This window comes from Zobellella endophytica (assembly GCF_003012775.1).
Classification (GTDB): domain Bacteria; phylum Pseudomonadota; class Gammaproteobacteria; order Enterobacterales; family Aeromonadaceae; genus Oceanimonas; species Oceanimonas endophytica.
Window position 1 is genome coordinate 994,600 of sequence record NZ_PXYG01000001.1, and the last position, 22,635, is coordinate 1,017,234.

The following is a 22,635-nucleotide window of genomic DNA, read 5'->3' on the forward strand; positions in this document are numbered from 1 at the left end:
GACGCAGACATGACCGCCACATCCCCCGCCAAGGACGATGAAAAAACGCTCTTTAAGGAGGCAGTGCGCGGTGTCCGCAAATTGAAGCAGGATACCATAAGTCCGCACCGGGCGCCGGTCAAGGTGAAAGCGCAACAACGCACGGAGCGCAAGGACAAGGCCGAAGCCCATCCATTTTCCGATATTTACGAGCCCTGGCTGGATCAGGTGGGGCCCACCCGCTACCGGCAGGAAGAGACCTCGGCCTATGAGCTGAAGAAGCTGCGCCGGGGAGACTATGTTCCCGACCTGTTCCTCGATCTGCATGGCCTGACCCAGGAGCAGGCCAAGGAAGAGTTGTCGGCGCTGCTGCTCGCGGCAAAACGCCAGCAGGTGAAGTGCGTGTCCATCATGCACGGGCACGGCAAGCATGTGCTGAAGCAGCGGTTGCCCATGTGGCTGGCCCAGCATCCCCAGGTGCTGGCCTTTCACCAGGCCACCCGCGCCTGGGGCGGCAATGCCGCCCTGCTGGTGCTGCTGAAGACTGCGTCCTGAAGCGAAGCCGCCGCCCTGAAACGCAAAAGGCCGGATGGGTATCCGGCCTCGACACTCCCGATTAACGGGTCAAGCGCACATCAGGCCACCGTTTGCGGTGCCTGCAACTGGCCGATCAGACGGTTGACTTCCTGTACCGTGCTGCGGTGGCGTTTATCGGCATGATCCGGCATGACCAGCATGCCTCTGGCGTACATAAAGGCCCCCCGGCCACGAATGTACAAGCGGCCGCTGAAAAAGGTTTTTACATACTTGGCGATCAACACAGGCTGATATTGCTTAAAAATACGCATGATACACCTCTGCTTCTTTTCTTTCTCTATGAGCATCCTGCTCATCCTAAAGACCTGCACAACTGGAAATGTTGTTCATAGTGGGGCCGGATATTGTGCGGCCCCTCAAGCCAATCGAACACGGCCCCCTGCGCCGCGTTCAAGGTTATCTTGGCAATACCCGAGGTTACAAAAATCGGTGCCATGGTGGCCGGGCAAAGGCTTTCGACCAGAAAGCCCACCAGCGGCATGTGGCTGACCACCAGCAGGTTGTCCTGCCGGTTCAGCTCGCCATAGGCCAACAGTAAACTGGCGGCGAGATCGGCATCGGCATTAGGTGTCAGCTCCTCACTGCACTCCACCTGCTCGCCGGCAATATGCCGGGAAACCTGTTGCCAGGTCTGCCTGGTTCGCAAATAGGGACTCACCAAAACCCTGTCAAACACCGCGACTTGATGAGCAAGCCATTGCGCCATTAAACAGGCTTCATCCCTTCCCTGTTCGGTCAAAGGCCGGAGCGCATCGCTGGATGCTTCCGGCGCCGCCTGGCCGTGGCGCATGATAAAGATATTCATCTCCACCTCACTTTCAGGCGAACCCCGCCCAGATAAACGGCGGGCATCATACCCCTGCTATTAGTTATGCTCAAGGATCCAGCTCACCCTTTGACCAGGTGGCGGACACTCTTTCTTATGTTCTTCTCTTAGCTATAACATATAGAACACAAGTCCACCGAAAATCATTCGGTTTTGCGAGCAGAACAGCACCAGGCTCCCTCCGGCGACAGACGGTGCAGAGTCTGCCCGGCGCAGATGACAGTTTGTTGACGGCGAGGCAAAAAAACTGGCCGGAAGGCCAGTCGAAAAGAGTACATACTAACGAGTGAACAGAAACCAGAATCTGAGATCACCCCGGTGATCATCAGGTTGTTGACGTGGCGCCAACGTGGTCAAGCTTACTGGCACCGCCTCCCGGCCGGCTTGATCTTAATCAACAAAGCCGCACTCAGCCCTTGTTCTTGTCCATCCACATCAACACCAGGCAAGTAAATACCGACACCCCGATGAAACCGATCAGAAAGATCAGCGGCATGGCGGTATAGCCCAACACGTTCCAGATTAATTTTTCCAGTGCACTCATGACATGCTCCAAACAGATCCCGATGGGGACAGCATAACAGACGCCTCGACGACAAGGCTTGCGCGAGATCAATTCAGGCCCTGAGCAGGCCGTATCTCACGCCCCGGGCGCATACCAGGGACCAGCGGCGGCGTGCCAGGAACAGCGGCAAGGCCACGGGGCCGAACAGACAACCGAGCATGGCCCAGCGGCGGGGCGGCAAGGCGCTCTGCAAGGCGGCGACATAAAACAGGGCACCGAACAGCGGCGCCATCAGCATCACGGTAAGGATCATCAACAGCCCTCCTCAATGGCGAAAGACTAGCACAGCGGGCATTCGCTGTCAGGAGGGTGCCCCGGTTCAGGGCTTCACCACCAATAATCAATAAAATTGATATTAAAACTAAATAACTTCAATTTTAATTATTCAATGTAACTCCCTACACTGCCTCCATATCACTCGGGGGAGGAATCTCAATGTCCGGTATCTTACGGGGCGTCGTCCTGGCGGCGCTGCTGGCAAGCGCCAGCATCGCCTTGTCACAACAACTGAGCTCGGGTGTCAGCCCGCTAATCTTCGCCATCCTGCTGGGACTGGTGCTGGGCAACGCCCTGCCCTTTCTCGCCGCCGGTCCGTGGCAGGCCGGCCTGGCGTTCTGCAAGCAGCGCCTGCTGCGCGTCGGGGTGGCCTGCTACGGCATCAACATCACCCTACAGCAGGTTGCCGAGGTCGGCAGCGGCGCCCTGTTGGTGGACGCGGTGATGCTGGTTTCCACCCTCTTCCTCGCCTACTGGCTGGGCCGCCGCTGGCTGGGGCTGGATGCCGCCACCAGCCTGCTGGTGGGCTCGGGTTCGGCCATCTGCGGCGCCGCCGCCGTCCTGGCCGCCGAGCCGGTGGTGCGGGCCCGGCCCCAGCAAACCACGGTGGCGGTGGGCACAGTGGTGCTGTTCGGCACCATCGCCATGTTCAGTTATCCATTGCTCTATCCGCTGCTCGGGCTGTCGCCCCAGGCCATGGGCATTTATACCGGCGCCACCGTGCATGAAGTGGCGCAGGTGGTTGCCGCCGGCTCCGCCATGGGTGATGATGTGGCCCAGACGGCGGTGATCACCAAGTTGACCCGGGTGATGATGCTGGCGCCGGTGTTGCTGGTGCTGGGCAGTTGGCTCAGCCGCCGGCATGGCGGCAGCGCGGTCCGAGCGCCCCTGCCCTGGTTTGCCTTCGGTTTTATCGCGGTGGTGGTGGCCAACTCCTTGTTGAGCCTGCCCTCGGGCTGGGTGGCGGACATACGGCAGTTCGATACCTGGGCCCTGACCATGGCCATGGCGGCCCTGGGGCTCGGTACCCAGTTCGGCAGTCTGAAGTCGGTGGGCTGGAAGCCGCTGGTGCTGGCGGCCATCCTGTTCTTGCATTTGTCGATCACCGGGTTGATAGTGACTCATATGGCAACAAATTGGTGGTGACCGGGCGGACAGCCGTCTCGCCGGTGCCAAGGAGCGAACCATGCCCTATAAAAACATTCTGGTTGCCCTGGAGCTGAATCAGCAGGAAAAATCCTTGCTCAAGCGCGCGGTCGAGCTGGCGGAGTGCTACCAGGCCGGCCTGCACATCGTGCACGTGGAGCCGGATCTGAGTGGCGTTTACGTGGGCAGCCTGAACATGGACCTGCGCAAACTCAAGATGAAACTACGGTTGGAGAGCGGCCATGAGATCATGCAGCTGCTCCGGGAAGAGCAGCACCAGATTGCCAGTATCTCGCTGCCAAGCGGCGACATCCGCCAGGCGGTGCGCCTGGCGGTGCAGGAAAAGCAAGCCGATCTGCTGATCTGCGGCCATCAGCTCGAGCATCATTTCCTCGGCCACTTTTTTTCCAACGCGGTAGGCTTTCTCGACATCAGCGATTGCGACCTGCTGGTGGTCAAGCTGTAGCCTGCCGGCTCAGCGCAGGCAGAATCCCTGCTCGTGCAGGAACGCCAGCATAAAGGGGCGCGCCTCCCTGGCCAGGGTATCGCCGATCTGTCCGGTCCAGCTCATGTCCTTGGTGCCGCCGGTCCGGGTCTGGTAATAGTGACGAACCCGGGCGTCATAGTCCGCCATCAGCGTTTCGTCCTGCCGCGCCGGGTAGCGATTTTCCCAGAACATCAGCGCGGCCGGCAGGCGTGGCTTGGGCTCGGGATCCTGCGCCGGATAGCCGAGGCACAGGCCAAACAGCGGTATCACTCCCCTGGGCAGCCCGAGCAAGGCTGCCAGTTCATGGGGGTGGTTGCGCACCGCGCCGATAAAGACCCCACCCAACCCCAGCGACTCCGCCGCCGTCAACGCATTCTGCCCCATCAGGGCGGTGTCGATGGCGCCGATCAGCAACTGCTCGGCGAAGCCGGTTTTTGCCTCGGGCACCCACTGCAGATGACGATGAAAATCGGCGCAAAACACCCAGAACTCGGCGGCCGCGGCCACGTAGGCCTGGTTACCGCACAGGGCCATAAGCGACTGGCGCAGCTCGGGGTCGGTCACCCGGATCACCGACGACGCCTGCAGGAAACTGGAGCTGGGCGCGGCCTGGGCCGACGCCATGATCGCCTCCAGCTGGGCACCGGTCAGCGGTTGTTCGGTAAATTTACGGATCGAGCGGTGGCCCCGCATCACCTCGATGGCGGTTGTCATTTTTACCCCTTGTAGTCGGTCTCTGTGTATCATCACCTTAATGGAATCGCACGCCGAATGGGAGCCCCGGTGCGGGAAACGCAACACATAGAGCCGATGTCGCGCCGCCATGGCCCGGCCCTGACCCTGGCGGGCGCGGTGGTGATGCTGGTGTTGCTGTTGGCGCAGTACCTGCTGGACGGGCGCGGTCAACTGGTGCTGGTGTTCCTGTTTCTGGCCGGGCTGGTGATGACGGTGCTCGGCATCCTCAAGCTGCGGGAGCCGCCCTACAGTTTTTCCCTCAGCGCCGACAACCTGCACTTTCACCACAAGATTGGGGGCTGGAGCCTGCACTGGAGCAATATAGTACGCATCGACCAGCCCCGGCTGCACTCGGGCCTGGATCTGGTGGAACTGCCCTACGTGGGCATCAAGATCCGCGATTACGACGAATTCCTGCCGCTGATGACCGCCCGGCTGGCGGTCCATCTGCTGACCGAACAGCGCCCGCTGCTGGCCATGGCCCTGCGTCACGGCACGGTCAGCCGCAGCCAGTTGCAGGACTGGCTGATCGAAGACAGCCACTATCGCTCCGCCGGCGGCCAGCATTACCAGGGCCTGACCGCCATGCTCGGTCACCGGATGAGCCATTTGCGCGAGCTCTACGGCTATGACCTGCTGGTGCACGAATCGAACCTGGACCGGGAAGCCCCGGAGTTCGTGACCCTGCTGCGCCATTATCTGCAACCGACCTGATACCGGTCCACTGAAGTGGGCCCTACAGGTGGACGCCGGGTTTGCGTAGGGTCCGTTTCAATGGACCTCCCGACCACGGCGCCGTGCCCGGTCGAATAAATTCGATCTGCGAGTAGACCCGACGGTGGTTTGACAAGGTGTTATCGGGTCGACGTCGGTCGACCAAAAACAGTGGATCTACGTGTCACCCTCGCATAGAGTCGCCCCATGATCCTATTACCCACGGCAACCACGGAACCTCGCCTGCCCCATGAAACACCTGGATGCGTTTTACCTGTTCGTCAAAGTCGTGCAACAGGGCGGCTTTTCCCATGCGGCCGCCCAGCTGGGCATGCCCACCGCCACCCTCAGCCGGCGAGTATCCGCGCTGGAACAGGCCCTCGGCTGCAAGCTGCTGAGCCGCACCACCCGCAAGCTGCAGCTGACCGAGGAAGGGCGGCGCTACTTCGAGCGGCTCAACCCTCTGCTGACCGAAATGGAGCAGGTCACCGGCGATATCCAGGGCCAGAGCCAACGCATGAGCGGTCTTATCAAGTTGGCCGCGCCCATCGCCATTTCCAACACCTTCCTGATCGACGGCATCACCGAGTTCTGCCTGCGCTATCCCGCCATCCGCATCGATCTGCTGCAGAGCAACGACTACACCAGCCTGCTGGACACGGATCTGGATGTGGTGTTCTTCAGCGGTGAACTACCCGACTCCAGCCTGCATGCACGCCGGCTGGGGGAGATCCTCTACGGCCTCTACGCCGCCCCCACCTACCTCCGGCAAAGGGGCATGCCGCAGTCGCCCGAAGAGCTGGATCAGCACCACATAGTGCAGTGCTGGCCCCACCGTAACTGGCAGCTGACCCACCAGGACGGCCGGCGCTTTCACCTCAAGCCGGTGGCCCGGCTGTCGGTCAATCAGATGCAGTCGGCGGTCAAGGCCGCCATCCAGGGACTCGGCATCGTCAATGTGCCCAGACATTACGTGGCCCATCACGTTGAAGCGGGCTTGTTGCGCCCGGTGCTGTCATCCTGGCTGGGAGGCAAGCGGCCCTTTCACATGGTGTATCACAGTCGGGAACTGGCGCCGGTACGGCTGAATACCTTTATCGAGTTTATCGACCGGCACATGCGCGAGCGGCTGGCGTCGACCTGGGTGAGAAACCGGCAGGAAAAAAACGAGGAAGAGGAATAAAAAAATGGGCAGCTTCCGTCTGCCCGATTCCACTAACAAAAGTTAAACTAAGTAAGCTGTGCAAAAAAAGGTAACACAGCCCTCCGAGGTTAATTAGCTGTTATTCTGTAAAACGAAATAAGTCATTATTCCATTTTTGCAATAATCAATTGATCCGGCGCAAATCCTGCTCCCACAGCACCACCTGCCCCTTGACCCAGCGCTGCTCGAGATCCGCATAACGCTGCTCGAGCAGGTGCCGCTTGATTTTCAGCGTGGGGGTCATGATGTCGTTTTCAACCGTCCAGGGGTCCTGCATCACCAGGATGCCCGCCAACCGCTGATGGCTTTCCAACCGCTGATTGACATGCCCCAGGGTGGTCGCCAGTTGCTCGGCCAGGGGCCCCTTGTACCGCTGATCCAGCCCTTCGGCCAGCTGCACCAGGGCCACCGGCTGCGCCTGGCCGCTGCCCACCACGCACACCTGCTCGATCTGCTCGTTTTCGATCAGCATGGCTTCAATAGGCACCGGCAGCACGTATTTTCCCTTGGCGGTTTTAAAAGCATCCTTCACCCGTCCGGTGATGGTCAGGTAGCCGTCCCCGTCCAGCTTGCCCTGGTCGCCGGTGTGCAGCCAGCCATCCTGCAGGGCCCGGGCCGTGGCCTCGTCATCCTGGTAGTAGCCCTGCATCATGCCGGCACAGCGGCACAATACCTCGCCCTGCTCCGAGACTCGGACCTCCACCCCCACCCCGGGTTTGCCCACCGAGCCCACCTTGTCGCTGCGATAGGGATAATTGAGGGTGGAATAGGCCAGGTTTTCGGTCATGCCCCAGGCTTCGGTGATCGGCATGTCGAGTCGCTCGTACCAGCGCAGCAGCGAGGGCGACACCGGCGCCGAGCCGCAGCCCAGGATACGGGCGGCGCTCAGCCCCAGGCCGGCCCGGACCTTCTTTTTGACCAGGCCGGAAACGAAGGGCAGCTTCAGCAGCAGGTTCAGTTTACGCTGGGGCAGCTTCTCCAGGATACGGCTGCGGAAGTTGGTCCACAGCCGGGGGACCGAAATAAACACCGTGGGCGAAATGGTTTTCACGTCCTCAATGAAGGTATCCAGGCTCTGGGCAAAACCCACCGGTACGCCGCCATAGAGGCTGGCCCCGAGGATGTAGACCCGCTCGGTGATATGGGACAGGGGCAGATAGGAGAACGCCCTGTCTTCGCTGTTCAGCCCGGTGGTTTCCAGGATGCCTCGGCAGGCGGCGGCATAGGCACCGAAGTTGATCATCACCCCCTTGGGATTGCCGGTGCTGCCCGAGGTGTACACCAGGCTCATCAGGCTGTCCTGCGCCGGCACCGGACGCTCGGCCATGGGCTCGTGGTTCAGCACCGCCTCCCAGTGATGGTGTGTTTCCATGCTGGAAGGATAGGGCATGGCGATGCGAATGATCTGTTCGGGGATCCCTGGCTCCTGTACCCCGGGCTCGTCCAGCTTGCCGGTAAAAATGGCCTTGGTCCCACTGTGCTCGAGCACATAGCGCACCGTCTCGGCGCCGGCGGTAGGATAGATCGGCACGCTGACGTAGCCGCCCATCTGCAGGGCAAAATCACAGATGAACCATTCGGCGCAGTTCTTGGACAGGATCGCGATCCGGTCGCCCGGTGCCATACCCAGCGCCCGCAGGCCGCTGACCAGCCGCGTCGACTGCTCCAGCACCCGGGCCCAGCTGTGGCTGTGCCAGTGGCCGTCCTTGGGCTGGCGCAGGTACACCTGCTCGGGCCTGTGCTCGGCCCAGTGGTACAGCATTTCCAGGGGTAACTTGGCGGTATCGGTGCTCATAAATGTCCTTATATCCGGGTGAGCCATTAACAACAGTATTACAAAGTTCGTCGAAAGCACCAGCCGGAAAATGGCTAGGTTATTGATGACATTCGCAAAATCTGCAACGGTGCGGCATATTCCGCCCGCCGCGAGCGATGCGCAAGCCCCGGCACGGCCGATGCCGGCAGCCGCACCGGCCCCGCTTTTTAGCACACCGGCTTCCTGTTAAAAAGCATCGCGATCCGGTAAAGTTGCCGCCATCGGCAAACAGCACAGAACGGGTTCTCCATTGACGGTCAGGCAACGTCAGGTTTTTTATCTTTCCGGCTTCGATCCCAGGGGCGCGGGCCATTACCATCGTCTGTACAAGACCCAGGCCGCCGGGCAGAAGGCCGTCAACGGGCTGGACATCAAGGTCTCCAGGCGGCAACGGCTGGGAGCGGATGCCCACCAGTGGTGGCTGGAGGCCGGCCATACCCGCAGCCGCTATACCTTTTTAAGCTGGGACGACATCATCCGGGCCCACTGGGCCAAGAGCTGGTGGGCAATACTGGGCGACCTGTTCTATTGCCTGTGGGCCTATTTCGCCAACGGCCTGATCTTCACCTTTGCCCGGGCCTCCTACAAACAGATGCTGGCCGGCCTCTATCCGTTCCTCTATATCACTGCCACCCTGGTGCTGGCCTGGCTCGCCGGCAGCGGGCTGTGCAGGCTGGTGCAGACCCTGCCGGTGCCGCCATCGCTCGCGACGGGGCTGGGGCTGACGGCAGGCACTCTCGCCGGGCTGCTGATCCTGGCGGCGGCCAAGCGGCTGGGCAACCGCTCGGCGGTGTTCTGGCTGCTGCGCATCTATGCGTTTTCGGCCAAGTGGGGCAAGGGCAGGCTGCCCGAGCTGGAGCCGCGCATGGCCGCCTTTGGCGAACGCATCCGGGCCGCCCTCGCCGACGAGCGCAACGACGAGGTCCTGGTGGTCGCCCACAGCGTCGGCACCATGCTGGTACTGCCGATCATCGCCCGGGTACTGGCACAGACCGACCGCCGGCTGCTGGCCAACCGCCGGCTGGTGCTGATCACTCTGGGCCAGTGCATTCCGCTGATCAGCTTCCAGCCCGGGGCCCGCGACTACCGCCGGGACCTGCAGCAGCTGGGACAGGACCCGGATCTGTTGTGGCTGGACTACACTGCCCCCACCGACGGCGCCTGTTTTCCACTGCTCGATCCCCTGTCCGCCAGCGGCCTCGAGGCCGCTCCCGACTGCGGACCCTACATTCTGTCGCCCCGTTTCTTTACCCTGTATCATGCCGACCGCTACAGGAAACTGCGCCGCGCCTGGTATACCATGCACTTTCTGTATCTGATGGCCACCGACAAACCCGGCCCCTACGACTATTTTGCCTTTACCGCCGGATCCAGCCCCATGGCATCCCGACTGGAGACTCCATCATGACCTGCCCCGTTTTTCCCACGCCGGCCAAGAGCAAGGCCTCGCTGTGGAAGGTGTTCTTCAAGAAACGCCGCTCCTGGCTGGATGCGCTCTATGCGCGCAGCTACCAGATGAAGATGGGTCAGTTCAGCCTGCCCGGGCTGGAGCTGTATATGGTCAACCAGCCGGATCTGGTGCGCCGGGTCATGGTCAGCGAGGTGGAGCAGTTTCCCAAGCATCAGATGCTGGGGGATATTCTCGAGCCGCTGCTCGGCGAGAGCATCTTCACCACCAACGGCGCCCAGTGGAAAAAACAGCGCGACATGCTGGATCCGGCCTTCAAGCATGCCCGCGTGCAGCAGGTGTTCGGGCTGATGCAGGACGCGGTGGGCGACATGGAAGCCCGGCTCGCCACCCAGGCGGCGCAGCCCTGGGTAGACATCGATCCGGAGATGACCTACGTCACCGCCGACATCATCTTCCGCACCATCATGTCGACCCGGCTGGAGCCGGAGCAGGCCAACCGCATCCTGGAGGCCTTCGTACGCTTCCAGGCCGCCTCCCCCAAGCTGGCCCTGCTCAAGATGTTCAAGATGCCAGGCTGGGTGCAGCGGGGTTTCAGCGAGCGCCGGCGGCTGCAGGACGCCAACGAGATCCGCAGCGCCATCGAGGACATAGTGCGCCCCCGCTACGCCCAGGCCGAAGCGGCCCGGGCCGGTTGTCCGCAGTCGGCGGCGGCCCTGGCCGGCCAGCAGGATATTTTGTCGTCGCTGCTGCAGGCCCGGGACGACACCTCGGGCCTGCCGTTTTCCTTCGCCGAAATAGTGGATCAGATCTCCATGCTGTTCCTGGCCGGCCATGAGACCTCCGCCAGCGCCCTGACCTGGTCGTTGTACCTGCTCGCCCTCTACCCGGACATCCAGGAAGAGGCCCACCGGGAAGTGGCCGGGGTGCTGGCGGAACGCGAGCTGAGCGTGGAAGCCATCAAGAAGATGGTGCTGGTGCGAGATACCTTCCGCGAGGCGCTGCGGCTCTATCCGCCGGTGGGTTTCCTGGCCCGGGAGTGCAGCCATGCCACCGAGATGCGCGACAAGAAAATGGCCAGGGGCGCCTCGGTGGTGATTTCTCCCTGGCTGATCCATCGCCACCAGGAATTCTGGGACAATCCGCACGGCTTCGATCCCTATCGTTTCACCCGGCGCGACCTGAAGGTACCGCTGCACAAGTCCTACCTGCCCTTCGGTACCGGCCCCCGGGTCTGTATCGGCGCCGCCTTCGCCCAGCAGGAGGCCAGCCTGATCCTGGCCAGCCTGCTGAAACACTACCGTTTTACCCTGGCGCCGGGCTTCGTGCCCGAGCCGGTGGGGCGGCTGACCATCCGCTCCGAAAACGGCATGAAACTGGTTCTTGTTCCACGAGTTGAAAGCAAAACGTCATGAAAGAGAGAATTGCCGGCTTTATTTTGATGTGCGCCGTGGTCCCCATGGCGGTACTGGGCTACCTGATCATCTGCTATGTGGGCTTCGTGGGCCGGGTGGAGCGGGGCCGCTCCGGAGTGCGGGCGCTGGATCACTTCGTGAACGCCGCCGTGTTCAACGGCTATGCCTGGGAATCGATTTCCTCCCACGCCTGGCGCGAGCGCGAGAACAAGCGCTGGGCCCGCTTCGTGGTGTGGGTGACCGACAAGTTCCAGCAGGATCACTGCCGCCGCGCCAACAAGCGGGAGCAGCCGATCGTCGATCTGGTGCTGCAGAAAGGCCTGCACAAGCAGACCATCAAGTAATGCTCCGGGCGGCCTCGCCGCCCTTCGGACAGGCCCCGATCAGGAGAAGACCGGTCGAGCGGTCTCTATCGGCTCAGGCAGCGCCCGTTGGTGTTGCCATCAGCCGGAACAGCGATCAGGGCACGGCTCCGGCGCACGGATACAAAAAAGCCCGCATTTCTGCGGGCTATTTTCTTGCTGTTTGGCGGTGAGGGAGGGATTCGAACCCTCGATACGTTGCCGTATACACACTTTCCAGGCGTGCTCCTTCAGCCACTCGGACACCTCACCAAATTTTTGGTTGTTTTTTCTATCGGTGTTACCTTCACCGGCTTTTCGTCTTCTAGTGACGGTCCTCGGGCTGACGCAGCACGCTGCGTGCTTATTGCCCCGGCTTCGCCTCCTGGCAGCCACTCGGACACCTCACCAAATTTTTGGTTGTTTTTTCTATCGGTGTTACCTTCACCGGCTTTTCGTCTTCTAGTGACGGTCCTCGGGCTGACACAGCACGCTGCGTGCTTATTGCCCCGGCTTCGCCTCCTGGCAGCCACTCGGACACCTCACCAGATTTTTGGTTGTTTTTTATCGGTGTCACCTTCACCGGCTGCGGTTCAGCGGGGCGTATAGTAGGCAAGACGGCGCGGCCGTGCAATCTTTTTCTTCCCGAAATCATCCGCTTGCGCAATATTTCGCCAACCGGTCGCGGGCGCCGCCCGCGACCGACATTGCAGGCGACGACCCGGGCCGGCTCTGGCATAATAAGCGCCCTGTTTTCGGGGATGTTAGGACAATAATGACGGCAACAACAGCATGTACTCAGCTTCACGAACGCTTCCGGGGCTACTTTCCGGTGGTGATCGACGTGGAAACCGGCGGCTTCAATGCCCAGACCGACGCCCTGCTGGAGATTGCCGCCATCACCCTGAAGATGGACAGGAACGGCTGGCTGTGCCCGGATCAGACCTATCACTTCCACGTGGCCCCTTTCGAGGGCGCCAACCTGGAGCCCGCCGCCCTGGCCTTTACCGGCATCGATCCCTACAGCGCCCTGCGCGGCGCGGTGAGCGAGCAGGAAGCGCTGGAGCAGATTTTCAAGGGCGTGCGCAAGGGCATCAAGGCCAACCAGTGCCAGCGGGCCATCGTGGTGGCCCACAATGCCTCGTTCGATCACGGTTTCGTCATGGCCGCCTCCGAGCGGGCCGGCATCAAGCGCAACCCCTTCCACCCCTTCGCCACCTTCGACACCGCCACCCTCGCCGGCCTGGCCCTGGGCCAGACGGTGCTGGCCAAGGCATGCAAGGCCGCCGGGCTGCCCTTCGACAACAAGGAGGCACACAGCGCCCTGTACGATACCCGCATGACCGCCGACCTGTTCTGCAGCATCGTCAACCGCTGGAAGGCGCTCGGCGGCTGGCCGCTGGCTCCGGTGGAAACACCCGGGTTCGACACGCCGGAAAGCGACGTCTGAGCCGGACCAGGAGCCTGTCTTCCCGGACAGCCCCATTTGCCGGCCCCGCGGTCTCGCTAGCGCATCATACTAGTTCAAAATTCAGACAGCCCCATTCTCCCTTGGTCGAGAGCGTGGTTGACTGCTGGCGAGAGGCGGGCGGGCCGCCCGCGCCCCCTTCGGTCACCTTATACCCGCCCGTACGGGTTGGTATCGGGTAACCCTGTGCCGACGGGAGAAACATCATTCTGGTTGCTTTTTAAACGGCTGGTGAGACTGGCCTCCTGCCGTGTTTCACCGTCCACCGCGCCCAGGGTAAAGGCCTTGAGCCGCCGGTCCAGCTCCACCACCATCTGCTCCATCATCTCACTGCCGCGCACCAGCTCGCCGGCGCACTGCTGGGTGTTGTCGTAGCCCTGTTTCATCACCACGATGTTGTGCTGAATGTCATCGGTCACGGTGCGCTGCTCTTCCGTGGCCGTGGCCACCTGCTCGGTCATGGCGTTGACCTGGGTGATTTCCTGCACGATGGCGGACAACTGGCTGCCCGCCTCCCGCGCTTCCTCTACACAGGCCAGGCTGCGGCTGCGCCCCTGCCCCATGGCGGTGACCGCCTGCTCGCTGCCCTGGCGCAAACGGGCCAGCATGTCTTCAATCTGGCCGGCGGTGACCTGAGTCTGCTGGGCCAGCGAACGCACCTCCTCCGCCACCACCGCGAAGCCCCGTCCCGACTCGCCGGCCCGGGCCGCCTCGATGGCGGCATTCAGCGCCAGCAGATTGGTCCGATCGGAAATCTGCTTGATCACCGTCAGGAAGTTGCTCACGTCCTGGCTGTAGCCAGCCACTTCCACCACCCGGGCCTCGCCGTGCTCCAGGGAACCGGCCACCTGCTCGATGGCGACAATGGTCTCGTCGACCTTGCGATCGCCCTCGGTGGCCCGCGCTATGGTGTGGTTGGCGGCGGAAAAGGTTTCCGAGGCGTGACGGGCGATCTCGGCCACGGTGGCGGACATTTCGGTGGCGGCGGACACCACCAGGTCAACCTGCCCCAGGCCCTCGTTCAGGTCCTGCTGGATCAGTTGCAAGGTGCCGCGGGTGTGCCCGCTGTGCGCCGTCAGGTGCTCACAGGTATCGCGCATCCGGCCGAGCAGGGTCGACAGCTGGCGCTGCATGCGATTGACCGCATCGGCCAGTTCGCCCAGCTCGTCCCGGCTCGCCACCCGCACCGGCTGGCTGAAGTCCTGCTGGTCGGCAACCCGCAAGATGCCCTGTTTCAGTGCCTCGAAGCCCCGGCGCAGGTCACGCAGTACCAGCCCACATACCACCAGGGTCAGCAAGGCCACCGCCAGGCTCAGTATCCCCGCCAGCGCAAAGCCGTTGCGGGCGGCCTGGTAGCCCTGCTCGCCGGTGGTGGCCAGGCTGGCGGCGAAACGGTCTTCCGCCTCCTTCACCGCATCCAGGTAGCGGCTGGCCAGGGTAAACCAGGCGGACGCCTCGCCGCTCAGGGTGCCGTTGCCGTGCTGCTGGTGGGCCTGCCGTATGGCGTCTTGTACCTCCCGCGCCACCGCCAGTTGCTGCAACTGCTCGAAGCGGGCGCGCCAGGGCGCCTCGGCCAGCACCATGAAACGTTCGGTATAGCTCTGGTATTGCGCCTCCAGGGCCGCAAAGCGACGGTACAGCTCCGGACTGAACCGACCGGCCACCCGGGCCGAACTCAGGCTGGCACGCAGCAGGCCAAGCCGATCCTTGGCCTGCAAAAAGGCGCTGTAGGCACTCAGCGAGGCCGCCTGCGGGGCGTCGGCCGCCAAGGGGACGGCACCGTCGATCACCGCCAGCAGGGAGGCGATGACGGCGCTGTAATCGTCCACCACCCGGGGCACGGTCAGTTGCCCGGCATCCACCTGTTGGCGCAGCCCGTTCAACCGTCCCAGGGCCTGTTGCAGTGTCGCCAGCCGGCCCGCCGCTTCACCGCCGAGCACCAGCCGGCGGCTGTTCTGCTCCAGTTGCTGCAGGGCCTGGTCGGTTCTGGCCCGCTGCTCGGTGAGGCGGGCGCCAAAGTCACCCCCGCTGTCGTTCACCGCGCTGGCGGACAGCCCCCGCTCGGCCTGCAGCTGGTGAGCCAGTTGGCCGGTCTGTGCCGCCAGCCGGGTGATAGGCATCATGTCCGCCGCATTGACCATGGTGCGATAGCTGGCCGCGGCGTAAAGGAAGGCAAACAGAAACAGCGCCAGCAAGGGCAAAAGCACCAGCAGGCCGAGTTTATGGGTGAGTTTGAGTGACGTCATGGGGATCTCTTGTACCGCTTGGGATGCCGAGTTTATCGGCAGCGGAGAGAGGAACTGAAGCCCTCTCCGCCATTACCCGGGCTCTATTTGATTTCAATCAAGAAGGGTGGCGAATGCACCGGCGAGGCGGTGCATTCTTGACGATGGAAAGGAGGGAAAGAAGTCGGGCCGGCTCAGGCCACCACCGGCGCCGGTTTCAGGTGACCGGTCCTGACCCACAGCCGGGTGCCCTGCCCCGCTTCCAGCTCGGGCACGGTCTCGGGGGGAAAGCGCAGCCAGCTGAAGGCCGGATAGGCGGTCGGCCCTTCGTTCAGTTGGCCATCCAGCACCAGGATCTCCAGGCCGTGTTTGTAGCAGCAGGGCGGAAAGCGGCCGCCGTCGGGAAAGTCCAGCACGCTGGTGCTCACCCCCGCGTGCCTGTGCAGCGGCAACCGCCGGTAACCGTGGTCACCGGTCAGCCACAGTCCCTGCTCCTGCGTCAGTTGCAGCGCCGAGCGGTCGCATTCGGCAAACTGATTGAGCTTGACGAAAATCAGGCAACCTTCACGGCTGAAGGAGGCGTGCCGGCTGTGGGGCGGGTGCCGCACGTAACTGCCGGCCGGATAGTCGCCGTTTTCGTCGGAGAAGGTGCCTTCCAGCACCCAGAACTCCTCCCCCAGCGGGTGCGGGTGTTCCGGGAAGCGGGCGTTCGGCTCGAAACGAACCAGGCTGGTGACATGGCCGCTTTCCGTCTGCTCCCGCTCCAGCGGGTAGCGCCATACCCCGGCGGCGGGCGATGCCTGCCAGCGGGAAGGGTCATAGGGAAGGGTCAGTCGTTGAGAAAAATCCATATTCAGCATCGGTTAATGTCCCGACAGACAAAGGGGATCCCATCGTCGCCCTGCCGTGGTTCGCGGTCAAGCCCCTTTGAGCGACTCGCTGCGATAAATATACCCGTCCGCGTCGGCCACGAAAGTGAGCCGGTGGCTGATACAGGCCGGGGCGTCCTCCTGGTGGTGGGACACGAACAGCAGTTGGGTGCCGCCTTCCGCCACCAGCAGGTCGATCCAGCGCTTGACCCAGTGCCGGTTGAAGGTATCCAGCCCCTGCAGCGGTTCGTCCAGGATCAGGATGGGCGGGTGCTTGACCATGGCCCGGGCGATCAGCAGCAACCGCTGCTGGCCGTAGGACAGGCTGCGAAACGGCTCGTTGGCCGCGTTCCGCAGCCCCAGCAGGCTCAGCCACTGTTCGGCCAGTGCCTGCTGGCGGTCACCGGGCTGCTGGTAGACCCCGATGGAGTCGAAGAAACCGGACAGGATCACCGAACGCGGGGTGGCCGTCACCCGGTAGTCCTGCTGCATGGTGGTGCTGACGTAGCCGATGTGCTGCTTGATGTCCCAGATACTCTCGCCGCTGCCCCGGCGGCGGCCGAACAGGGTGAGATCGTTGCTGTAGCCCTGGGGATGATCGCCGGTGACCAGACTCAGCAGGGTGGACTTGCCGGCCCCGTTGGGGCCGACTATCTGCCAGTGCTCGCCCGGATTCACCTGCCAGTTCAGGCCATCGAGGATACGCTGGCCGCCGTAGCCGACCCTGATGTCGCGCATGATGATGCGCGGGCCACAGTCGTCGAGGGCGCGCCGTTGCGCGTCCGGATCCGCCGGTGGCAGGGCCTGGGTGGCCTGCTCCATGGCCGTCAGGTGGGCCAGTTGCTGCAACTGGGCCGAGGCGGCCACCTGCTGTCGGTCGCCGGCGGCGATCAGCTCGCCCTCGGCCAGCATGCCGATGCGGTCGGAAAAGTCGGGGATTTCCTCGAAGCGGTTGAGGATCAGCACCAGGGTCTGGCCGGCGGCGACCAGCTCCTCGAGCAGTGCCGTCAGGCCCGCGTGGGCGTGGACGTCCAGGCCGTCGAAGGGTTCGTCCAGCACCAGCAGATCGGGCCGGCGCAGCAGGGCCCGGCACAGCAGCACCTTGCGAGTCTCGCCGGTGGACAGGTATTTGAAGCCCCGCTCCAGCAACCCGGTGAGGCCGAAGCTCCCGGCCAGGGCCGCCAGCCGGGACGCCTCGCCGCCCCCTTCCAGGATGATCTGACGGGCACTGTGGCCCTGATCTTCGTAGTCGAGCAGATCGCTTTCGTCCTCTTGCCGCTCCCGATCGGCCAGTTGCTGCAGCTGTTCGAACGACACCCACTCGATCCGGCCGAAGCGGTTGTCCGCCTCGCCTGCCACGCAACGGAGTTCGCCCGCCAGCGCCCTGGCCAGGGCTGTCTTGCCGCTGCCGTTGGCCCCGACAAAGGTCCAGCACTGGCCGGCATCCAGCTCGAGCCGGGGGATGGCCAGTTGGTGGCGTTCACTGATGACAAAGCGGGCATCCCTGATGCGGATGGAAGACATAACGACATTGATCCTTAACTGGTTATTCGGCAATTCCATCATCATCGGCAACCCGGGGCCCGGATGCAAGAGACAAAAATGGCACCATAAATCGCTATTTGTGAGCCAGCGCCCAGCCTGCCCGGCCTGAACAGGCTAACGTCTGTCCAGGCCATTACCCTTCAGGTGAGGAATACCTATGCGATATAACCAGGCATTGTTGGATGAATTGAACCTGTTACTGCATTTTGACCTCGATACCACCCAGCAGGGGATCAAGGTGCATCACGATGCGGACCCGGCCCTGATCGGCGCCGCCCAGCGCCTGTACGACAAGGGGCTGATCACGCTGCACGACGGTGGCTACCTGACCGATCTGGGACGGGAAGCCGCCGAGCACGCCCAGGGCATGCTCGGACTGCTGAAAGAAACCACCGCAGCCTGACCCTCCCTCGCCTCGCCGGGCAGCCCACCCTGCCCGTGCCGAGGCGACCTCCCCATCATCCCTCCCCGTTCTCCGCCAAAAAACTCGGGTTCAGTAGCCGATACTGCTGGATTTTCAACCAGAATTGGTTACTTTCTAAGGGCAGGACGATAACAATAAATGGAGACGGGATATGTCCATCACTCACTGTAGCCGCTGCGGGCGGCCTTTCTATGACTATCGCCGGCGTTGCCCGCACTGCCAGGCACTCAGGGAGGATCTGACCGACGCTCCCTATTACATCCGCCAGCCCATCTCGCTGTTGCTGGTAGCCATGGCGATCACCGGCCTGATGCTGTTGTGGAGCCTGTTTGACGACCGGCCGACCTATGCCTCGCCACCGGCGGAAGAGACGCCACGCACCCAGACCCGGGTGGCCCCGGGCGAGGAATAAAAAATGCCGGCGTTGTCGCCGGCATTGTCATGTTCAACCCAAGGCTGCGATTACAGACCTTCGGCGTTCTCGGACAGGTACTTGGCCACGCCGTCCGGAGACGCCTGCATGCCCTGTTTGCCTTTTTCCCACTGGGCCGGGCACACCTCGCCGTTGGTTTCGTGGAACTGCAGGGCGTCGACCATGCGCAGCATTTCGTCGATGTTGCGGCCCAGCGGCAGATCGTTGACCACCTGGTGGCGAACCACGCCGTTGGTGTCGATCAGGAAAGAACCGCGGAAGGCCACACCGGCTTCCGGATGCTCCACGTCGTAGGCTTTGCAGATTTCATGCTTGACGTCGGCCACCAGCGGGTATTTCACCTGGCCGATGCCGCCCTTGTCTACCGGGGTGTTGCGCCAGGCGTTGTGACTGAACTGGGAGTCGATGGACACACCGATCACTTCCACGCCACGGCTCTGGAACTCGGCGAAACGGTGGTCGAAGGCAATCAGTTCAGACGGGCACACGAAGGTGAAGTCCAGCGGGTAGAAAAACACCACGGCGGCTTTGCCTTTGGTGAACTCTTTCAGGTTGAAGTTATCAACGATTTCGCCATTACCCAGCACAGCAGCAGCAGTAAAGTCGGGGGCCGGGCGGCCTACCAATACGCTCATGTCTATCTCCTTGGTGTTTACAATAATGGGTTTCCAGGAAACCCCGCCGTTCGATTACACAGTATATGGGCGCCAACGTGCAAACCCAAGGGCAGCCGGGGGCAAAGCCATACCGGTTGGCCAAAGTTCACTCAAGTGTCATTTGACTCATTTGCAAAATAATCCTCGACATTCCGGTGTCAGTTTGCAAACTAGCGCGCTTTGTTCCGTTTATTGCCAAACTGTTTAAGGATACACCATGAATCCCGTTGTTATTGCCGTCTGCCTGATGCTGGGCCTGAGCCTGTTGCGCATCAACGTGGTGGTGGCCCTGACCCTGAGCGCCCTGGCGGGCGGCATGGTATCGGGCATGTCGCTGACCGAGGCGGTCAACACCTTTGCCGGCGGCCTGGGCGGCGGCGCCACCATTGCCCTGAGCTATGCCATGCTGGGGGCCTTCGCCGTCGCCATCGCCCGCTCCGGCATTACCGATCTGCTGGCCCGACGGGTGATCGGCGCCCTCGGCCAGGATGCCGGCCCCGGCCGTATACTGTGGGTCAAGGCGCTGCTGCTCGCCGCCATCCTGCTGGTGGCCATTTCCTCGCAGAACCTGATCCCGGTACACATCGCCTTTATCCCCATCCTGATCCCGCCGCTGCTGCACCTGATGGCCCGGCTCCGGCTCGACCGCCGTGCCGTGGCCTGTGTGCTGACCTTCGGCCTCACCGCCACCTACATGCTGCTGCCGGTGGGCTTCGGCGGCATCTTCCTCAACAACATCCTGCTGGCCAACCTGGTGGAAAACGGGGTGACGGCCGACAAGGCCATGCTGCCCACCGCCATGGCCATTCCCGTGGGCGGCATGCTGCTCGGCCTGCTGGTGGCGCTGTTCATCAGTTACCGCCGGCCCCGCGACTACGACGAAGGCAAGATAGTGGCGGTGGAGCCCGAGCATGTCCGCATCAACTATGCGCATGTGGCCATCGCCCTGGTGGCCATCGTCGTGGCTCTGGGCCTGCAGCTCTACAGCGATTCCATCATCCTCGGCGCCATGGCCGGTTTTATCATCTTTACCCTGGGCGGGGTGATCAAGTTCAGGGAAAGCCAGGACGCTTTTACCCAGGGGGTGAAGATGATGTCGCTGATCGGCTTTATCATGATTGCCGCCGCCGGTTTCGCCGCCGTGATCAAGGCCACCGACGGCGTGAGCTCGCTGGTGCAAACGGTAGACATGCTGATCGGGGATAACAAGTCCCTGGCCGCCCTGTTGATGCTGGTGGTGGGCCTGCTGATCACCATGGGCATCGGCTCGTCATTTTCCACCATTCCGATCATCGCGCCCATCTATGTGCCCCTGTGCATCGCGCTCGGCTTTTCGCCGCTGGCCACCGTGGCCATCATCGGCACCGCCGGAGCCCTGGGCGATGCGGGCTCGCCGGCCTCGGACTCGACCCTGGGCCCGACCTCCGGCCTCAATGCGGATGGCCAACACGACCATATCTGGGACTCGGTAGTACCCACCTTCCTGCATTACAACCTGCCGCTGATCGCCTTCGGCTGGCTGGCCGCCGTCATCCTCTGAACGAGGGACAGCTCACGCCCGGTGCCAGGGACGGCACCGCCTCGCCATCTCTGATCCATATCAATCTTCCCTGCCCCCATTTGGTTAGAATAAAACAACATTTTCAGCCCAATGGTCACCATGATGAAACCGTATAACCAACCGTTCGACGCCATTCTCCCTCCGGCCATGGCCGAAAAGGCCGAAGAAGTGGGGGTGTACAAGGCAACCAAGCATCCGTTGCAATCTTTCATTCTGGCGATCACCGCCGGGGTCTTTATCTCCATCGCCTTCGTGTTCTACATCACGGTGACCACCGGCGCCGGCGAGCTCCCCTGGGGCATGGCCCGTTTTGTCGGCGGTATTGCTTTCAGCCTGGGACTGATCCTGGTGGTGATCTGCGGCGGCGAGCTATTTACCTCCAGCGTGCTCACCACCGTCGCCCGGGCCAGCCGGCGCATCAGCTGGGTCCAATTGGGCCGCAACTGGGTCATCGTCTACCTGGGCAACCTCGGCGGCGCCCTGCTGTTCGTGCTGCTGATCTGGCTGGCCGGCCAGCATCTGGCGGCGGACGGCGGCTGGGGCGTCAACACCCTCAGGATCGCCCAGCACAAGCTGCACCACGGCTTCCTGCAGGCGGTGGCCTTAGGGATACTTTGCAACCTGATGGTGTGCCTGGCGGTATGGATGACCTTTTCCTGCCGCAGCAATACCGACAAAGTGCTGGTGATGCTGCTGCCGATCTCGATGTTCGTGGCCAGCGGCTTCGAGCACAGCATCGCCAACCTCTTTATCGTGCCCCTGGCCATCGCCATCCTGAACTTCGCCGGCCCCGAATTCTGGGCCCTGACTGGTGCCTTGTCCGCCGATTTCGCCGACCTGACCCTGGCCAACTTCCTGCTGCGCAACCTGCTGCCGGTCACCCTCGGCAATATCCTCGGCGGTGGCGTGCTGGTGGGACTGACCTACTGGCTGCTCTACCGCCGGGCCGGCGCCGCACATTAAACCAGCCCGCGGATCAGACCGCGCAGCCACTGCAGCGCCGGCTGGCGGCCATGCAGCGGATGCCAGACACAGTTGAGGTGGTAGGCGGGCATGCTGTCGGGCAGCCGCACCAGCTTCAGCGACCAGGCGTCGGCCAGCATCAGCGCCACCTTGTGGGGCAGCACCAGCAGGTGATCGGTCTGGCCGACGATGGCCGCCGCCGACATGTAGCTCTGGCTGTTGACCGAAATGCTCCTGGCCAGTCCCTGCCCCGCCAGCCAGCTATCGACGATGGACTCGCGGGTACCGAGCGGGGAGTGGAACACATGGGGCAGCCCGGTCAGCTCGCCGAGGCTGAGCCGTTCGCCGACGGTAGGATGCGCCCGGCTGACCACCCCGGCCAGGGGCTCGGTCAGCCAGGTTTCGGTACGCAGCAAGGCCGGCACCTTCATGTATTCATCGAAGCCCAGCACCAGATCCACCTCGCCGTTGGCCAGGGCCTGCTCGGGCAGGCGATCGCGCAGAATTTCAATCTCGATGCGCACCCCGGGCGCTTCTGTCTTCAGCCGGCGGATCAGCGGCGGCACCAGCACGCACTCCACGTAGTCGGTGGTACTGAGCACGAAGCGCCGGCCGGAGGTGGCGGGGTCGAAGCGATCTTCCCGCCCCAGTTCCTGTTCCAGCAGCCCCAGCGCCCGGCGCACCGTGTGCTGCAGCTCCTCGGCCCGCGCCGTGGGCACCATGCCGGTGGCGCTGCGCACCAGCAGCGGGTCTTCGAAAAACTGACGCAACCGGTTGAGGGCATGGCTCATCGCCGGCTGGCTGATAAAACACTGCTGTGCCGCCCGGGTGACGTTGCGCTGGGTCATGAGGGCATCGAAGGCGAGCAGCAGGTTGAGATCGAGCTGGTGCAATTTCATTTCATATTCACCAGAAGAATAAGGTGATTAATACTATTCATTTGATTGATGTTAATGCAAGGGTCACACTGAAGCCTGAAGAT

Annotated in this window: 24 protein-coding genes and 1 tRNA gene; 13 read left to right on the forward strand and 12 right to left on the reverse strand. The window is 62.7% G+C overall.

The features are described 5' to 3' along the window. Positions 1–9: 9 nt before the first annotated feature. Complete coding sequence (gene smrB, locus C7H85_RS04485) at positions 10–534, forward strand: endonuclease SmrB (RefSeq protein WP_106728464.1); 525 nt, start codon at positions 10–12, stop codon at positions 532–534. Between the two features lie 80 nt (positions 535–614). Here smrB and C7H85_RS04490 read toward each other — a convergent pair whose 3' ends face one another. The 4 genes from C7H85_RS04490 to C7H85_RS04505 form a co-directional block, all read right to left on the reverse strand. Continuing rightward, positions 615–827, reverse strand: a complete 213-nt coding sequence (locus C7H85_RS04490) for a DUF1107 domain-containing protein (protein WP_106728643.1) — start codon at positions 825–827, stop codon at positions 615–617. A gap of 41 nt (positions 828–868) precedes the next feature. Beyond that, entirely contained in the window at positions 869–1,381 is a 513-nt protein-coding gene (sixA, locus tag C7H85_RS04495) for a phosphohistidine phosphatase SixA (RefSeq protein WP_106728465.1), read from the reverse strand. A gap of 430 nt (positions 1,382–1,811) precedes the next feature. After that, complete coding sequence (locus C7H85_RS04500; protein ID WP_106728466.1) at positions 1,812–1,946, reverse strand: TIGR02808 family protein; 135 nt, start codon at positions 1,944–1,946, stop codon at positions 1,812–1,814. 73 nt (positions 1,947–2,019) lie between these two features. Next, positions 2,020–2,220 (reverse strand): hypothetical protein, encoded by a 201-nt coding sequence (locus C7H85_RS04505; protein ID WP_106728467.1) that lies wholly within the window; start codon positions 2,218–2,220, stop codon positions 2,020–2,022. A gap of 182 nt (positions 2,221–2,402) precedes the next feature. Here C7H85_RS04505 and C7H85_RS04510 point away from each other — a divergent pair, with 182 nt between their 5' ends. Together C7H85_RS04510 and C7H85_RS04515 are read left to right on the forward strand one after the other, a co-directional pair. Beyond that, a complete protein-coding gene (locus C7H85_RS04510) occupies positions 2,403–3,389 on the forward strand; it encodes a YeiH family protein (protein WP_106728468.1) in 987 nt (328 codons plus the stop codon). A 40-nt stretch (positions 3,390–3,429) separates the two neighbouring features. Beyond that, entirely contained in the window at positions 3,430–3,855 is a 426-nt protein-coding gene (locus tag C7H85_RS04515; RefSeq protein WP_106728469.1) for a universal stress protein, read from the forward strand. A 9-nt stretch (positions 3,856–3,864) separates the two neighbouring features. Here C7H85_RS04515 and nfsA read toward each other — a convergent pair whose 3' ends face one another. Next, entirely contained in the window at positions 3,865–4,590 is a 726-nt protein-coding gene (gene nfsA, locus C7H85_RS04520) for an oxygen-insensitive NADPH nitroreductase (protein ID WP_106728470.1), read from the reverse strand. 57 nt (positions 4,591–4,647) lie between these two features. On the opposite strand from nfsA, the gene C7H85_RS04525 reads away from it, so the two are divergent. Then, on the forward strand, positions 4,648–5,325 hold the full coding sequence (locus tag C7H85_RS04525) for a DUF2982 domain-containing protein (protein WP_106728471.1): 678 nt from the start codon (positions 4,648–4,650) through the stop codon (positions 5,323–5,325). 250 nt (positions 5,326–5,575) lie between these two features. Beyond that, a complete protein-coding gene (locus C7H85_RS04530) occupies positions 5,576–6,508 on the forward strand; it encodes a LysR family transcriptional regulator (protein WP_106728472.1) in 933 nt (310 codons plus the stop codon). A 145-nt stretch (positions 6,509–6,653) separates the two neighbouring features. On the opposite strand, the gene C7H85_RS04535 is transcribed toward C7H85_RS04530, so the two are convergent. Continuing rightward, positions 6,654–8,324 carry an AMP-binding protein gene (locus C7H85_RS04535; RefSeq protein ID WP_245879561.1) on the reverse strand — a complete coding sequence of 557 codons (1,671 nt, stop codon included), beginning with the start codon at positions 8,322–8,324 and terminating at the stop codon, positions 6,654–6,656. 271 nt (positions 8,325–8,595) lie between these two features. On the opposite strand from C7H85_RS04535, the gene C7H85_RS04540 reads away from it, so the two are divergent. From C7H85_RS04540 to C7H85_RS04550, 3 genes are read left to right on the forward strand one after another with little or no spacing between them, the layout of a single operon-like run. Further along, a complete protein-coding gene (locus tag C7H85_RS04540) occupies positions 8,596–9,753 on the forward strand; it encodes a hypothetical protein (RefSeq protein ID WP_106728473.1) in 1,158 nt (385 codons plus the stop codon). After that, on the forward strand, positions 9,750–11,168 hold the full coding sequence (locus C7H85_RS04545; protein ID WP_106728474.1) for a cytochrome P450: 1,419 nt from the start codon (positions 9,750–9,752) through the stop codon (positions 11,166–11,168). The genes C7H85_RS04540 and C7H85_RS04545 overlap by 4 nt, the downstream gene beginning before the upstream one ends. Then, entirely contained in the window at positions 11,165–11,512 is a 348-nt protein-coding gene (locus C7H85_RS04550; protein ID WP_106728475.1) for a hypothetical protein, read from the forward strand. Before C7H85_RS04545 ends, C7H85_RS04550 begins: the two co-directional genes overlap by 4 nt. Positions 11,513–11,694: 182 nt before the next feature. Here C7H85_RS04550 and C7H85_RS04555 read toward each other — a convergent pair. Beyond that, a tRNA-Ser gene (locus tag C7H85_RS04555) sits at positions 11,695–11,782 on the reverse strand. A gap of 502 nt (positions 11,783–12,284) precedes the next feature. Between C7H85_RS04555 and rnt the strand changes: the two genes are divergently transcribed. Further along, complete coding sequence (gene rnt, locus C7H85_RS04560; protein WP_106728476.1) at positions 12,285–12,959, forward strand: ribonuclease T; 675 nt, start codon at positions 12,285–12,287, stop codon at positions 12,957–12,959. Positions 12,960–13,126: 167 nt separating this feature from the next. Here rnt and C7H85_RS04565 read toward each other — a convergent pair whose 3' ends face one another. The 3 genes from C7H85_RS04565 to modF all read right to left on the reverse strand — a co-directional run bounded on the left by C7H85_RS04565 (position 13,127) and on the right by modF (position 17,595). Continuing rightward, on the reverse strand, positions 13,127–15,223 hold the full coding sequence (locus C7H85_RS04565; protein ID WP_106728477.1) for a methyl-accepting chemotaxis protein: 2,097 nt from the start codon (positions 15,221–15,223) through the stop codon (positions 13,127–13,129). A gap of 173 nt (positions 15,224–15,396) precedes the next feature. Next, positions 15,397–16,062 (reverse strand): cupin domain-containing protein, encoded by a 666-nt coding sequence (locus tag C7H85_RS04570; RefSeq protein ID WP_106728478.1) that lies wholly within the window; start codon positions 16,060–16,062, stop codon positions 15,397–15,399. Positions 16,063–16,119: 57 nt separating this feature from the next. Further along, the gene (gene modF / locus C7H85_RS04575; RefSeq protein WP_106728479.1) at positions 16,120–17,595 is read right to left on the reverse strand and encodes a molybdate ABC transporter ATP-binding protein ModF; all 1,476 of its coding nucleotides are present in this window, start codon (positions 17,593–17,595) and stop codon (positions 16,120–16,122) included. A gap of 178 nt (positions 17,596–17,773) precedes the next feature. Between modF and C7H85_RS04580 the strand changes: the two genes are divergently transcribed. Continuing rightward, a complete protein-coding gene (locus C7H85_RS04580; protein ID WP_106728480.1) occupies positions 17,774–18,019 on the forward strand; it encodes a TIGR02647 family protein in 246 nt (81 codons plus the stop codon). Positions 18,020–18,191: 172 nt separating this feature from the next. Further along, complete coding sequence (locus C7H85_RS04585; RefSeq protein WP_106728481.1) at positions 18,192–18,452, forward strand: hypothetical protein; 261 nt, start codon at positions 18,192–18,194, stop codon at positions 18,450–18,452. A 50-nt stretch (positions 18,453–18,502) separates the two neighbouring features. Here C7H85_RS04585 and C7H85_RS04590 read toward each other — a convergent pair whose 3' ends face one another. Next, positions 18,503–19,108, reverse strand: coding sequence for a peroxiredoxin C (locus C7H85_RS04590; RefSeq protein WP_106728482.1), 606 nt, complete (start codon positions 19,106–19,108; stop codon positions 18,503–18,505). Between the two features lie 238 nt (positions 19,109–19,346). Between C7H85_RS04590 and C7H85_RS04595 the strand changes: the two genes are divergently transcribed. Together C7H85_RS04595 and focA are read left to right on the forward strand one after the other, a co-directional pair. Continuing rightward, complete coding sequence (locus tag C7H85_RS04595; protein ID WP_106728483.1) at positions 19,347–20,669, forward strand: Na+/H+ antiporter family protein; 1,323 nt, start codon at positions 19,347–19,349, stop codon at positions 20,667–20,669. A gap of 123 nt (positions 20,670–20,792) precedes the next feature. Then, positions 20,793–21,653, forward strand: a complete 861-nt coding sequence (gene focA, locus C7H85_RS04600) for a formate transporter FocA (protein ID WP_106728484.1) — start codon at positions 20,793–20,795, stop codon at positions 21,651–21,653. Here focA and C7H85_RS04605 read toward each other — a convergent pair. Then, positions 21,650–22,552, reverse strand: coding sequence for a LysR family transcriptional regulator (locus C7H85_RS04605; protein ID WP_106728485.1), 903 nt, complete (start codon positions 22,550–22,552; stop codon positions 21,650–21,652). The genes focA and C7H85_RS04605 overlap by 4 nt on opposite strands. Positions 22,553–22,635 lie beyond the last annotated feature (83 nt).

Bases quoted from the DNA above. Each gene is read 5' to 3' on its own strand.
- C7H85_RS04500 (WP_106728466.1), bottom strand. From the start codon at position 1,946: ATGAGTGCACTGGAAAAATTAATCTGGAACGTGTTGGGCTATACCGCC.
- C7H85_RS04595 (WP_106728483.1), top strand. From the start codon at position 19,347: ATGAATCCCGTTGTTATTGCCGTCTGCCTGATGCTGGGCCTGAGCCTG.
- C7H85_RS04570 (WP_106728478.1), bottom strand. From the start codon at position 16,062: ATGCTGAATATGGATTTTTCTCAACGACTGACCCTTCCCTATGACCCT.
- smrB (WP_106728464.1), top strand. From the start codon at position 10: ATGACCGCCACATCCCCCGCCAAGGACGATGAAAAAACGCTCTTTAAG.
- C7H85_RS04535 (WP_245879561.1), bottom strand. From the start codon at position 8,324: ATGAGCACCGATACCGCCAAGTTACCCCTGGAAATGCTGTACCACTGG.
- C7H85_RS04515 (WP_106728469.1), top strand. From the start codon at position 3,430: ATGCCCTATAAAAACATTCTGGTTGCCCTGGAGCTGAATCAGCAGGAA.
- focA (WP_106728484.1), top strand. From the start codon at position 20,793: ATGAAACCGTATAACCAACCGTTCGACGCCATTCTCCCTCCGGCCATG.
- C7H85_RS04585 (WP_106728481.1), top strand. From the start codon at position 18,192: ATGTCCATCACTCACTGTAGCCGCTGCGGGCGGCCTTTCTATGACTAT.
- sixA (WP_106728465.1), bottom strand. From the start codon at position 1,381: ATGAATATCTTTATCATGCGCCACGGCCAGGCGGCGCCGGAAGCATCC.
- C7H85_RS04490 (WP_106728643.1), bottom strand. From the start codon at position 827: ATGCGTATTTTTAAGCAATATCAGCCTGTGTTGATCGCCAAGTATGTA.
- C7H85_RS04590 (WP_106728482.1), bottom strand. From the start codon at position 19,108: ATGAGCGTATTGGTAGGCCGCCCGGCCCCCGACTTTACTGCTGCTGCT.
- nfsA (WP_106728470.1), bottom strand. From the start codon at position 4,590: ATGACAACCGCCATCGAGGTGATGCGGGGCCACCGCTCGATCCGTAAA.
- C7H85_RS04605 (WP_106728485.1), bottom strand. From the start codon at position 22,552: ATGAAATTGCACCAGCTCGATCTCAACCTGCTGCTCGCCTTCGATGCC.
- C7H85_RS04545 (WP_106728474.1), top strand. From the start codon at position 9,750: ATGACCTGCCCCGTTTTTCCCACGCCGGCCAAGAGCAAGGCCTCGCTG.
- C7H85_RS04580 (WP_106728480.1), top strand. From the start codon at position 17,774: ATGCGATATAACCAGGCATTGTTGGATGAATTGAACCTGTTACTGCAT.
- C7H85_RS04505 (WP_106728467.1), bottom strand. From the start codon at position 2,220: ATGATCCTTACCGTGATGCTGATGGCGCCGCTGTTCGGTGCCCTGTTT.
- C7H85_RS04530 (WP_106728472.1), top strand. From the start codon at position 5,576: ATGAAACACCTGGATGCGTTTTACCTGTTCGTCAAAGTCGTGCAACAG.
- rnt (WP_106728476.1), top strand. From the start codon at position 12,285: ATGACGGCAACAACAGCATGTACTCAGCTTCACGAACGCTTCCGGGGC.
- modF (WP_106728479.1), bottom strand. From the start codon at position 17,595: ATGTCTTCCATCCGCATCAGGGATGCCCGCTTTGTCATCAGTGAACGC.
- C7H85_RS04565 (WP_106728477.1), bottom strand. From the start codon at position 15,223: ATGACGTCACTCAAACTCACCCATAAACTCGGCCTGCTGGTGCTTTTG.
- C7H85_RS04510 (WP_106728468.1), top strand. From the start codon at position 2,403: ATGTCCGGTATCTTACGGGGCGTCGTCCTGGCGGCGCTGCTGGCAAGC.
- C7H85_RS04525 (WP_106728471.1), top strand. From the start codon at position 4,648: ATGGGAGCCCCGGTGCGGGAAACGCAACACATAGAGCCGATGTCGCGC.
- C7H85_RS04550 (WP_106728475.1), top strand. From the start codon at position 11,165: ATGAAAGAGAGAATTGCCGGCTTTATTTTGATGTGCGCCGTGGTCCCC.